Here is a 12,071-nt window from a genome sequence, read left to right as displayed (position 1 = left end):
GACATAGGAAACAGACAAAACAATATTCCGAATCCCCTTTGAATTCGTCACATCTGCCTTGTCGAACACAGTCGACTCAACATAATAAACTGGACTATTAGCGCTACCATAAGGATTACTTTTCGATAGATGGCGGATTAACCATGAATGATGAATCTTTAGTTGCTTTAGACAGACAACACCTTATTCACCCTGTGATCAATTATCATGCCCATGAAAAACGTGGCGTCACCATACTTGAGTCGGGACAAGGCGCGTATTTAACAGATAGCCAAGGCAATGTACTGCTTGATGCGTTTTCGGGACTTTGGTGCGTCAATACAGGCTATGGACAAAACAGTGTTGTACAAGCTGGCGAAGCACAAATGCGCAAATTACCTTATGCAACAGGGTACTTTCATTTTGGTTCAGAACCCGCAATCAAGCTCGCCGCTAAATTGGTAGAAATCACCCCTGTCTCCTTGCAGCATGTTTACTTCACCATGGGAGGATCCGATGCCGTCGACTCTGCGATTCGTTTTATCGTTAACTACTACAACTCCACTGGCCAACCCAAGAAAAAACACTTTATCAGTATTGAACGCGGATACCATGGTTCATCGTCACAGGGGTCAGGCTTAACAGCTTTACCTGCGTTTCATCGTCACTTCGATGTGCCCCTGCCTAATCAACACCGTATTCCTTGTCCTTATGCTTACCGCAGTTCACAAGACACAAGCCCCGAAGGTATTATTGCTGAATCTGTTGCGGCACTAAAAAGCAAGGTGGAAGAACTAGGTGTCGACAATGTGGCGGCCTTTTTCTGTGAGCCAGTCATCGGCTCTGGCGGCGTCATTGTACCACCGAAAGGCTGGCTAAAAGCCCTACAAAACTGCTGCAACGAACTCGGTATTTTGTTCGTGGTAGACGAAGTCATTACCGGTTTTGGCCGTACCGGCACCATGTTTGCCTGTGATGCAGAAGATGTCACCCCCGATTTAATGACCATGGCAAAAGGCCTCACCGCAGGATATGCGCCCATGGGAGCGGTGATGATGAGCGATGCGGTTTATCAAGGCCTTGCTGATGGCTGTGGTCCAGATGCGCCCGTTGGTCACGGTTATACCTATTCCGCTCACCCTGTCAGTGCCGCCATTGCGCTGGAAGTGATTCGACTTTATGAAGAGGGTTTATTAGCGAATGGACAAGCCGTCGCTCGCCATTTTGAGGCAGGATTAATGGCCATGCTTGATCACCCACTGGTAGGCGATGCCCGTAGCCGAGGTTTGCTCGGGGCGCTCGAACTGGTTGCGAATAAAAACAGCAAAGCACGTTTTGATCCAGCACTGAAATTATCTGAACGCATTGCCACAGCAGCCTACAAAAACGGCTTAATTTTTCGCGCCTTCACTGATAACGTTCTTGGCTTTGCGCCAGCGCTATGTTATACAAAAGAAGATTTTGATATTTTATTTGAGCGCCTAAAACGCACACTTGATGAGGTGTTAGAGCAACCTGACGTACGTCTTGCTTTGAGCTGAAAAAAATCGCGGTGCATCAGTAGATGACGCACCGCGCACAACTTGCTAGCATATCAAATATGTAACCATCTAAAATAACTGGAGATTTTGATGAATTGTGCGCCGAAATTGGATCGTATTGATATTCGAATATTGAGCCATTTACAGCGCAACGGTCGAATTTCCAACGTCAATCTAGCCGACGCCGTCGGTTTATCCCCAAGCCCTTGCCTAACCCGAGTCAAACGCTTAGAAAAAGCAGGCTACATCATGGATTATGGCGCTCATATTCAGCTGGAAAAACTGGGGACAGTACAGCGTGTTTTCACTCAAGTGACACTAACGGACCACAGACCGGATCATTTTGCACAATTTGAAGCCTATATCCGTAAAGTCGACGAAGTGCAAGAATGCCACTTAGTCAGCGGTGGATTTGACTATCAGCTCACCTTCCTTACTCGCAATGTTGTGCACTATCAAACCGTCATGGAAGATCTGCTCGATAAGAATATTTTTATCGACAAATACTTCAGCTATATTGTCATCAAATCCCCCATTGTTAAAAAGTATTATCCTATTGATAAGCTGTTTAGCCCAACGGAATAAGCACCACGGCATAAGCTTCTGAATCTTCAATTAAAAACACGCATTCCTGCGATTTGCAGGGTGTATTAGGCACATTTCCCTGCATTTGCTCATCTACAATAGAAACTCGTATTTACCATAATATCTATGAGGTAGCAGGCACATGATTTTGACTCTAAAACGTCCCGATCTCATTCGTACAGAGAACTTTATCAACGGGCAATGGCAACCCAGTAACCTGAACGAATCTTACCCAGTTAATAACCCTGCTACAGGCCAAAACTTTGCACAAGTCGCCAATAGCACAGCGCAAGACGCCACTCAGGCCACCAAAGCCGCCTACGAGGCATTTGAAGATTGGCGCAACCAAACCACCAAAGTGCGCTCAGAGTTTTTACTCCGCTGGCATCAATTGATTCTCGATAACGCGGAAGATTTGGCTCGCTTGATGTCTCTTGAACAAGGTAAACCACTCGCCGAGGCCCGTGGCGAAGTCGCCTATGGGGCTTCCTATGTTGATTGGTTCGCGAGTGAAGCGCTACGCACTTATGGCGATATTATTCCCGAAACGGTTTCGGGCAAACAACGCTTGGTCGTCAAAGAAGCCGTTGGCGTTGTGGCTGCGATTACTCCGTGGAATTTTCCGCTGGCGATGATTGCTCGTAAAATCGCCCCAGCCCTTGCCGCTGGCTGTACCGTCGTGGCCAAACCTGCCGAAGACACCCCCTTAACCGCCCTTGCCTTAGTGGCACTGGCTGACGAAGCGGGCTTACCTGCCGGAGTCTTGAACATCGTTACTTCATCTCGTGATCGAGTATCGGATGTAGTCGGCGCTTGGCTGGAAGACGCTCGCGTGCGAAAAATCACCTTCACTGGCTCCACCGCAGTGGGCAAATTGCTCGCTCGAGAAGCGGCCGCCACCCTCAAACACCTTTCTTTAGAGTTAGGTGGTAATGCACCCTTTATTGTTTTCGAAGACGCTGATATTGATGCCGCTGTAGAGGGGCTTATGGTATCGAAATTCCGTAATGGCGGGCAAACTTGTGTCTGCCCAAACAGAGTGTATGTTCACAATCGCGTATACGATGCTTTCGCCGACAAATTGGTGACCCGTGTTGCCGCCCTGCACGTTGGCCCAAGTGATAGAGAAGAGAGCCAAATCGGCCCGATGATTAATGAGAGAGCCGTAGAGAAAATTGAACGTCATGTGCAAAATGCCTTACAACATGGTGCAACCATACTAACGGGTGGTACACGCATTCAAAATGACATCGCTTGCGGGCCTCATTATTACGCACCAACCGTATTAGCCAATGCGAATCATGATATGGAGCTAGCCCACGAAGAAACCTTTGGTCCTGTCGCGCCACTGTTCCGTTTTGAAAACGAGGAAGAGGTTATTCAAGCGGCCAACAATACTCCGTTTGGTTTGGCGGGTTATTTTTATTCGAACGATATCAAACGTGTATGGCGTGTGGCCAACAAGATGCAAACGGGCATCGTCGGCATCAACGAAGGTGCCATCACCTCAGAAACCGCACCATTTGGCGGGGTAAAAGAATCAGGCTATGGTCGTGAAGGGTCACGTTATGGCCTCGACGACTACATGGAAATGAAATATCTCTGCCAAGGCAACTTAAGTTAACTATAGAGGCGTTTTAAATGAGTAATCATGATACCCACTCGATCTCTGACACCTTGTCAGAGTACCCCATTGAAATCGATTTTCCTGACATCACTCCCTATGCGGATGGAAACAGTGGCGTCCCCTATCTTTATACCTTCGATAGTGGAAAAGCTGGACCACATGTCATGATCAATGTCATTGTTCATGGCAATGAAGTGTGTGGTGCCATAGTGGTAAAAGAACTCATCGATCTGGGTATAGCGCCTCGCCAAGGCCGGCTCACCTTATCATTTGCCAACGCGGCAGCGTACCTTAACTTCGACCCAAATCAGCCCGATGCATCACGGTTTGTTGATCAAGACCTCAATCGTGTCTGGACCAAAGAGATACTGGACGATCTCGGCCGTGACTCTTCTGAGTTACGCCGTGCGCGCGAATTACGTCCCATCATAGACAAAGTCGATTTTTTGTTGGATTTGCATTCAATGCATGAAAAATGCCCGCCACTTTGTGTGTGCGGGCCATTAGATAAAGGGTTAGCTCTGGCCCGTGAACAGCGCTCACCCGCTTGGGTGATTCGCGATGAAGGCCACCCAGAAGGCTGCCGCCTGCGAGACTATGACGATTTCGGAGATCCGGACAGCGAAAAGAATGCCCTCTTGGTTGAATGTGGCCAACATTGGGAAGCCTCAGCGGTGACGGTCGCTCGCGATGTGACGGCACGTTTTCTGCTCTTGCATCATGTAATTCAAGAAGACGATTTACCCGCCAGCTGGTACCAACCCGTTGAACCCACCATGAATATTGTTAAGGTCACAGAACCTGTCGTGGCTTCCAGTATGGATTTTCGCTTTGCCGCTCCTTACACCGGGTTAGAAACCTTTGCCGAAAAAGGCAGCCTTATCGCTTGGCGCGATGGCAAAGAAATTCGTACACCTTACGACAATTGTGTGTTGGTCATGCCGTCACTAAGACAGTTACGTCCTGGCGTTACTGTCGTTCGTTTTGGCGAACTGTGCGTTTAGATAAGTGGTAAAAATACATATTGAGATCTTTGCACGAGGTCACAAACAAAGGTCTCATACTAATACACGGCAAGGAGAACCAAATGCCCGCTCCCTTAATATGCATTCCATCAACACCAGAACTACCAGAAAGCACCGATGCGGTTGTCATCGGGGGCGGTATTGTGGGTGTCTGCGCGGCCTATTTTATGGCTCGCCAAGGTATGAAAGTCGCCTTAATTGAAAAAGGTCGAATTGGTGCAGAACAATCCAGTCGTAACTGGGGCTGGTGTCGCCAGCAAAACCGTGATGCACGGGAACTCCCATTAGCCACCAAGAGCCTCGACCTTTGGGAGGAAATAACGGCGGACATCGGGGAAGATTTAGGCTTTAAACGTTGTGGCCTTCTCTATTTATCCGACAATCAAGCCGAGATAGACGGCTGGAGCAAATGGCGCGACTTTGCCAAAGGCGAAGGTGTCATCACCCACATGCTCAGTGCGAGTGAAGCCACAGAACGTGGCGAATCCACCTACAAGCAATGGCTGGGCGGTGTTTTCTCGCCTTCTGACGGTATTGCCGACCCATCGAAAGCCGCACCATTGATTGCCAAAGGCATATTGAAGCACGGTGGTAGCATTCATCAATTCTGCGCAGCACGTGGCATCGAAACACAGGCAGGTAAAGTATCCGGCGTTATCACAGAAAAAGGGGTGATCAAAACGTCTCAAGTGGTCATGGCGGGAGGGGCATGGGCGTCGTCTTTTTGCCATCAACTGGGCATTCGCTTTCCACAATCGGCGGTGCGTTCCTCCGCCCTTTCTCTTATGCCGGGCGCCAAAGGCATTCCCAGTGCGTTACATACTTCAGAGATATCAATCACCGGACGTAGTAATGGCGGTTATACCTTAGCCATTTCTGGCTTCGCCAATGTGGATATCACCCCCCAACAATTGCGTTTCGCATCGTATTTCATTCCGATGTTTGCAAAACGTTGGAAAGCACTCTCTCCTGGTGATTTACAAGCTTGGCAAGCTGGCCACGAGACCCGCAAAAAATGGGCACTAGATAAACCCACACCGATGGAAAAAAACCGTATATTAGACCCCACTCCCTCCAGAAAAATGATCGAACTTACCCTCGCTCGCGCACGCAAAATGCTACCGGAATTGACGAATATTCCCGTGCAAAATGCCTGGGCAGGCTACATAGACAGCACCCCAGATGGGGTGCCAGTGATCGATCAGGCGAGCAACTTATCTGGCTTTTTAATCGCGGCTGGGTTTTCAGGACATGGCTTTGGCATTGGACCTGGTGCTGGGCTGCTCATTGCACAAATGATCACGGGCAAAAACACCTTTGTAGAAAACAAGCAATATCAGCTTAGCCGATTTAATAAAAGTTCGTGGGGCAAAGTCTCTGAGTTTTAGTCTCAGTTATCCACTTAATAAATAACGACATGCCATTTAATCTGCATACAGTAAAGCCTCTTAGGTTTTCCCTAAGAGGCTTTACTGTATGGAAAACAACCAAGTTCTTTAGACGTGTTTACAAAATTGCTCGCGATACTGGCTCGGTGTCACACCACAAAGACGTTTAAAATGTTTCGCCAAATGGCTTTGGTCAAAAAAGCCGACGGCACTGGCAATATCAGTTGGCCGTTCTCCTTGTTTCATTAAAGACTGGGCATTTTTAATGCGCACCAAGCAGACGTATTGATAGGGGGATACACCCACTTGCTGACGAAACTGCTTGGCTAAACTATAGCGCGTCAAGCCAACTAAGCCCCCCAAGGAATCAAGATTAATCGACTCCCTGTAATTCTCCTCAATGTACCGTTTAACCAACATAATTGTCTGAGACATGACCTGACTCACCTGCCATACTGGGGGTAAAGTCAATACAGCCGGAACTTGATTCACCCTTACGCTTCCTTCGCCCATAACACTCTCCCCAGACTCATTAAAAGCATTTCCCGTCACACACTTTGTAACTGCGAGATGGGTTGTTTCTCCACTTCAATCTCTTGAGCTTTTTGGTTTGAAAATGAATGATGGCAAAATATTTGATTGCCTTTTTCAAGTTTTTTGCGAGCAGGAATAACCTGATTACATTTACCCTCAATACGTACAGAACAACGATCCAAAAACGGACATAACACCACATTCGCTTTCTCTGGTGCTATCTTGGGCAAGGCTTCGTGATTGGCCCCCGTCGATTCCAGCCAGCCTTGTTTCATTTCAGGGACAGAGTCAATCAGCAACTGGGTATAGGGATGGAATGGTGGCCGTTTAAAGGATTCTCCAGCCCCTTGCTCCACTTTGAAACCAGAATATAAAACCACTACCTCATCACAAATGGCTTGCACCATACTAATATCATGACTGATAAATAAATAGGACACCTTAAGCTTTTGCCTTAAATCCGCCATTAACTCAAGAATGGCCGCCCCAACCACCGTATCCAATGCTGACGTCACCTCATCACATAGAATAATGTCCGGTTCTGCGGCTAAAGCTCGTGCCAAATTGATCCGCTGTTTTTGACCACCAGACAACTCCGTTGGACGGCGTTTCGCAATGCTGTCTGGTAAGTGCACAAGAGACAACAGTTCGGCGACGCGATCACGTCGTTTCTGCCCTTTCATACCGTGGTAAAAGCTTAATGGACGAGCCAGAATATCTTCAACCGTATGCAGAGGGTTTAACGCAGTATCAGCATTTTGGAACACATACTGGACACGACGCAACTGCTCTCGGGTGCGGCCCGATGCAGACGCATTGAGCGCTTCACCATCCAGATATATATTACCAAGACTGGGCTCAACGAGACCCACAATGCTTCTTGCTAAGGTTGTTTTGCCAGAGCCAGATTCCCCTATCACCCCGACGGTCGAACCGCGACGAATCTTCAGGTCGATGTCTTGCAGTACGCGCTTATCTTTTTCAAAACACACTTCGAGATTACGCACTTCTAATAGTGGCGTACTTGTCTCTAAATCCATTATGGTTTGCGTGGCGGTATCCTGACGAGATTCAGGTTTCATGGCCGATAACAAACTTTTCGTATACTCGTGCTTTGGCTCAATTAACAAGTCTTTGGTCAGACTGTTTTCTTGAATTTCACCGTTTTTCAGCACCACAATACGATCCGCCATCTGCGCCACAACCGCTAAGTCGTGGGAGACATAAACCGCTGTGGTATTACGCTCACGCACCACTTTTTTGAATGCCCTCAACACCTCGATTTGCGTGGTAACATCCAGTGCAGTGGTTGGCTCATCCAGAATCACCAAAATAGGGTCAGTAATCAGTGCCATTGCCGCCATTAAACGCTGTAACTGCCCCCCAGACACTTGGTGTGGATAACGCTCACCAATATGTTCAGGGTCAGGTAATGCCAATTCACGGAACAAACCAATGGCTTTTTTCTCAGCCTCTTTGCGACTACAGGTTTTATGGATCATGGCACTTTCAATGACCTGATTCATGATGGTGATGGCAGGGTTAAAAGCCGCCGCGGCGCTTTGTGCAATATAAGACACCGTACGACCACGTACTTTTGTCAACTTCGAGTCTGACAGTGTCAACAGGTCGGTCCCATCAACCTGTACTGACCCCCCCACAATATGACAGCCACTACGAGCGTACCCCATTAATGATAAGGCAATGGTTGTCTTACCAGAACCTGACTCACCAATTAGCGCCAGCACTTCGCCTTTATGCAAACTAAAATCGGCACCATGCACGATAGGAACATCCACGCCAGCTCCCGTTCGCACGGCAACCTGTAAATCACATACCTTTACTAACTCAGTCATAATGACTCCCCCTCAATGTTGTACCGATTTACTGCCAATACTGTCGATGAGTAAATTAACGCCTATCGTCAACGTGGCAATGGCAATCGCTGGCATAATGACCGCTGGAGCCCCACTACTTAGACCACCAATATTTTCCCGTACCAATGACCCCCAATCCGCTTCAGGAGGCTGAATACCCAGACCTAAGAAACTCATGGCACTTAGCAACAAAACAATAAAAACAAAGCGCAACCCAAAATCGGTCAACACAGGACGGAACATATTCGGCAACACTTCCTTAAAAATGATATAGGGCATGGACTCACCACGAAGACGCGCCACTTGTACATAATCCAACGTCATCACATTGACCGCTAAAGAACGCGCAATACGAAAACTGCCAGGCATATAAGCAATGGCAGCGGTTAAAATAAGGATAGGCACAGAAGAGCCAAACGATGCCACCATAATCAAAGCAAACATTTTACTGGGTATGGAAATCAACGCATCTTGAGTTCGACTAATCGTCATATCGACCCAGCTGGTGGCAGCGGCTGCCACCAGTCCTGAAATCACCCCAGCCAAACAGGCCGCGACGGTAGCCGCTAAAGCAACACCTATGGTATAGGGGGTACCCGCTAAAACTCGGCTAAAGATATCCCGTCCCAAATAATCCGTACCAAAAAGGTGCTTCATACTCATCGGGCCAAACACCGTATTGCTAACAAAATCATTAGGGGGATAAGGTGAAAGCATCGGGCCTATAACTGAAATCACTAACCAGAATCCAACTAAGATCAGACCGATCAAGCCACTGATCGAACGAACATGAAAACGTGAGGAAAAAGAGGCTTTCTGTGTCGATTCAACAGTCGTAGTAGAAGGAGTATGTGTATTCATTTTCGTAACCTCGGATTAGAGACTATTTCGCTAATATCCGCTATTAACACCATTACCAGATAACCAAAACAGAACAGCATGGCACAAGCTTGAATCAATGGCATATCTCTTGAACTCACAGCATTGAGCATCAGAGTAGCAATACCAGGGTAATTAAAAATAGACTCAACAATGATAACGCCACCTAAAAGGTAAGACAGGCTCAAAGCGATGGCATTTGCAATGGGCCCAATGGCATTAGGCAAGGCATGCCGCAGTACCATTCGAATAGGACTTGCCCCCTTTAACAATGCCATTTCCACATACGAGGAGCTTAACTGATCAATCACAGCTGCACGGGTCATGCGTGCCATCTGAGCAACTAAAACGCTACATAGGGTCAACACTGGCATAGCAAAGACTTTCAACATTTCACCAAAGGTCTGCGCATTCTCTATATGAGACAAAGCAGACAACCAGCCAAGTTTTACCGCAAAAATAAGCACCGCGATGGTCGCAATTAAAAACTCAGGGACAGAGACAGCACACACAGCAAGAATATTGATATAACGATCAAACCACGAGCCGCGATACATGGCAGAAACAATACCAATGAACATGGCGACAGGCACAGAGACCAAGGTTACAAAGGCCGCTAAAAGAAGCGTATTGGGTAAACGAGACCAAATTAACTGCAAGATAGGAATGCCGTTGACCATTGACGTCCCCGCATCCCCTACCAGCATCCCACCTAACCAGTGAAAATAACGTACATAGAGGGGGAGATCCAACCCCAATTTGGCTCTTAAAGCATCCAGAGTCTGTGTTGTCGCTGCTTGACCTAATAGTTCTTGGGCGGCATCACCGGGTAGTAAATTGGTAATAAAAAAGACCACCAATGAGACGATCCATAAGGTTAATATCCCCAATCCAATACGATTAATGATCAGCCTTAAAACGGTTTTATTCATGGTTCACCTTTTGCGCAAAGCGTTGCAGCCTATTGCCGCAACGCTAGTATGGTTAAGAAGGAATCGAAACTTACGCTTCCAGCCAAACATGCTCGGCAAACATGTACGCCATAAATCCACCCAGAGGATGAGGTTTATAACCGCCTAATTTTCGGCTAGCAGCATCATTAATGCTGCTGAAGATTGGGATACCAATACCGCTCTGATCATGGATGAGAGCCTGCATCTCGCCGTACATTTGCTTACGCTTAACATCATCGGTTTCACCACGTGCGGCCACCAGCAGCTGATCAAACTTTGCATTTTTCCAACCCGATTCATTCCAAGCGGCATTAGATTGAAAAAACAACGTAAACATTAAATCTGCCGTTGGCCGAGGGTTAATATTCCCAAAGCCCAAAGTGTCTTTCATCCAGTGATTTGACCAATAACCATCTGCGGGCACACGTTTTACTTGTAAATTAAGCCCCGCACTTTGGGCTGACAATTGGATCAACTGAGCCATCTCAACCGAGTTATCGGCGGCAGAAGAGGCCACCATGGGAATACTACGTCCTAATAGACCAGACTTTTTAAAATGATACTTGGCTTTATCTGGATCGTAAGTCGTCTGCGGCAACGAGCTATTATAATAACGATGTCCTTTGGGAATGGGCTGATCATTTCCAACTCGGCCAAAACCACGACAGGCAACATTGAGAATTTGCTCACGGTTCATGATGTATTTCATGCCCTTTACAAAATCAGGATTCTTCATAGGACCCAGCTGATCGCGCATAATCAAGTCCGTATAACCTCCAGAATCGGCGTGGTAAACCTTCACCAATGGACTGGCACTCAATGTTTCAATGGCTCGAGGATTCACTGAATTAATAAGCTGCACATCACCGGCTAACAAGGCATTCACACGAGCGGATTGATCCGGAATCGAAAAGAGCTCCACGGAATCCAAGTATGGAAGCCCTTTTTTCCAATAATTTGGGTTGCGCGTTGCGATGGAATGAACACCTGGCTGAAATACGCTACATAGGAAAGGCCCTGTCCCATTCCCTTTACTAAAATCTGTCGTGCCATCACGTACAATAAGAAAATGAACCACCCCCAAAATGGCAGGCAAATCCGCATTTTTAGCGGCTAAGGTAATATGTACTTCATGGGGGCCTTTAGCGCTAATCTCGACCATTTGTTTGGCAACAGAAGCCACTTTAGAGCTGGTCTTTGGATCTTTATGACGATTCAAAGTGAACACGACATCAGCAGACGTAAAAGGTTTTCCATCATGAAAAAGAACGTCTTTACGGAGCTTAATCACCCAATGTTGAGCATCTTTTGTATCAAACGATTCAGCCAGTTCCATTTGTGGAGTAAGCGTTCTATCCAAAACGGTTAAACCGTTATAGAACATATATTGACGGGTATAATCCGACGAACCTGAACCATGGGCAGGATCTAATGTATCGGAAGTGGAACCAGATTGACTGGCCACTTTAATGCTGCCGCCACGTTTAGGCTCATCGGTATTTGCAAAAGCTAAAGAAGAGCCGGGTGTCAAAAGACCAGATCCTGCCGCAACGACCCCCGAAGTCATCATACCTCGCAGCACCTGACGCCGTGAAACCCCCTGCGTTAATATATTTGAACTCTGTTGATCCACTAACGAACGCTTTTTGTCATCTTTCATTTTATGGTTCCTTTTGTGAGTTG

General features: G+C 47.2%; 10 protein-coding genes. 5 read left to right on the top strand and 5 right to left on the bottom strand.

Annotated features, from left to right (window positions below; genetic code table 11):
• Positions 1-143: 143 nt before the first annotated feature.
• The 5 genes from MSP8886_RS12320 to MSP8886_RS12300 all read left to right on the top strand — a co-directional run bounded on the left by MSP8886_RS12320 (position 144) and on the right by MSP8886_RS12300 (position 6,145).
• The gene (locus MSP8886_RS12320; protein WP_067016828.1) at positions 144-1,520 is read left to right on the top strand and encodes an aspartate aminotransferase family protein; all 1,377 of its coding nucleotides are present in this window, start codon (positions 144-146) and stop codon (positions 1,518-1,520) included.
• Positions 1,521-1,610: 90 nt separating this feature from the next.
• Positions 1,611-2,105, top strand: coding sequence for an Lrp/AsnC family transcriptional regulator (locus tag MSP8886_RS12315; RefSeq protein ID WP_175365306.1), 495 nt, complete (start codon positions 1,611-1,613; stop codon positions 2,103-2,105).
• Positions 2,106-2,247: 142 nt separating this feature from the next.
• Positions 2,248-3,729 carry an NAD-dependent succinate-semialdehyde dehydrogenase gene (locus MSP8886_RS12310; protein WP_067016824.1) on the top strand — a complete coding sequence of 494 codons (1,482 nt, stop codon included), beginning with the start codon at positions 2,248-2,250 and terminating at the stop codon, positions 3,727-3,729.
• A 17-nt stretch (positions 3,730-3,746) separates the two neighbouring features.
• The gene (locus MSP8886_RS12305) at positions 3,747-4,736 is read left to right on the top strand and encodes a M14 family metallopeptidase (RefSeq protein WP_067016822.1); all 990 of its coding nucleotides are present in this window, start codon (positions 3,747-3,749) and stop codon (positions 4,734-4,736) included.
• 83 nt (positions 4,737-4,819) lie between these two features.
• Positions 4,820-6,145: an NAD(P)/FAD-dependent oxidoreductase gene (locus MSP8886_RS12300; RefSeq protein WP_067016820.1), complete on the top strand. Its 1,326-nt coding sequence runs from the start codon at positions 4,820-4,822 to the stop codon at positions 6,143-6,145.
• Between the two features lie 108 nt (positions 6,146-6,253).
• Here the strand turns inward: MSP8886_RS12300 and MSP8886_RS12295 are convergent, their stop codons facing one another.
• The 5 genes from MSP8886_RS12295 to MSP8886_RS12275 form a co-directional block, all read right to left on the bottom strand.
• On the bottom strand, positions 6,254-6,658 hold the full coding sequence (locus MSP8886_RS12295; RefSeq protein ID WP_067016818.1) for a helix-turn-helix transcriptional regulator: 405 nt from the start codon (positions 6,656-6,658) through the stop codon (positions 6,254-6,256).
• Positions 6,659-6,693: 35 nt separating this feature from the next.
• The gene (locus MSP8886_RS12290) at positions 6,694-8,535 is read right to left on the bottom strand and encodes an ABC transporter ATP-binding protein (RefSeq protein ID WP_067016816.1); all 1,842 of its coding nucleotides are present in this window, start codon (positions 8,533-8,535) and stop codon (positions 6,694-6,696) included.
• 12 nt (positions 8,536-8,547) lie between these two features.
• Positions 8,548-9,417: an ABC transporter permease gene (locus tag MSP8886_RS12285; protein WP_067016814.1), complete on the bottom strand. Its 870-nt coding sequence runs from the start codon at positions 9,415-9,417 to the stop codon at positions 8,548-8,550.
• Positions 9,414-10,367 (bottom strand): ABC transporter permease, encoded by a 954-nt coding sequence (locus tag MSP8886_RS12280; protein ID WP_067016812.1) that lies wholly within the window; start codon positions 10,365-10,367, stop codon positions 9,414-9,416. The genes MSP8886_RS12285 and MSP8886_RS12280 overlap by 4 nt, the downstream gene beginning before the upstream one ends.
• 70 nt (positions 10,368-10,437) lie before the next feature.
• Positions 10,438-12,048, bottom strand: a complete 1,611-nt coding sequence (locus tag MSP8886_RS12275; protein WP_067016810.1) for an ABC transporter substrate-binding protein — start codon at positions 12,046-12,048, stop codon at positions 10,438-10,440.
• Positions 12,049-12,071: the final 23 nt, after the last annotated feature.

Origin of the sequence: Marinomonas spartinae, assembly GCF_900089775.1 — a bacterium.
GTDB lineage: Bacteria > Pseudomonadota > Gammaproteobacteria > Pseudomonadales > Marinomonadaceae > Marinomonas > Marinomonas spartinae.
Note: the sequence above shows the minus strand (reverse complement) of the source record. Positions and strands in the feature narration are given on the sequence as shown.

Excerpts from the sequence above, each read along its gene's own strand:
- MSP8886_RS12305 (WP_067016822.1), top strand. The coding sequence starts at position 3,747 with ATGAGTAATCATGATACCCACTCGATCTCTGACACCTTGTCAGAGTAC.
- MSP8886_RS12275 (WP_067016810.1), bottom strand. The coding sequence starts at position 12,048 with ATGAAAGATGACAAAAAGCGTTCGTTAGTGGATCAACAGAGTTCAAAT.
- MSP8886_RS12295 (WP_067016818.1), bottom strand. The coding sequence starts at position 6,658 with ATGGGCGAAGGAAGCGTAAGGGTGAATCAAGTTCCGGCTGTATTGACT.
- MSP8886_RS12315 (WP_175365306.1), top strand. The coding sequence starts at position 1,611 with ATGAATTGTGCGCCGAAATTGGATCGTATTGATATTCGAATATTGAGC.
- MSP8886_RS12280 (WP_067016812.1), bottom strand. The coding sequence starts at position 10,367 with ATGAATAAAACCGTTTTAAGGCTGATCATTAATCGTATTGGATTGGGG.
- MSP8886_RS12290 (WP_067016816.1), bottom strand. The coding sequence starts at position 8,535 with ATGACTGAGTTAGTAAAGGTATGTGATTTACAGGTTGCCGTGCGAACG.
- MSP8886_RS12310 (WP_067016824.1), top strand. The coding sequence starts at position 2,248 with ATGATTTTGACTCTAAAACGTCCCGATCTCATTCGTACAGAGAACTTT.
- MSP8886_RS12300 (WP_067016820.1), top strand. The coding sequence starts at position 4,820 with ATGCCCGCTCCCTTAATATGCATTCCATCAACACCAGAACTACCAGAA.
- MSP8886_RS12320 (WP_067016828.1), top strand. The coding sequence starts at position 144 with ATGAATGATGAATCTTTAGTTGCTTTAGACAGACAACACCTTATTCAC.
- MSP8886_RS12285 (WP_067016814.1), bottom strand. The coding sequence starts at position 9,417 with ATGAATACACATACTCCTTCTACTACGACTGTTGAATCGACACAGAAA.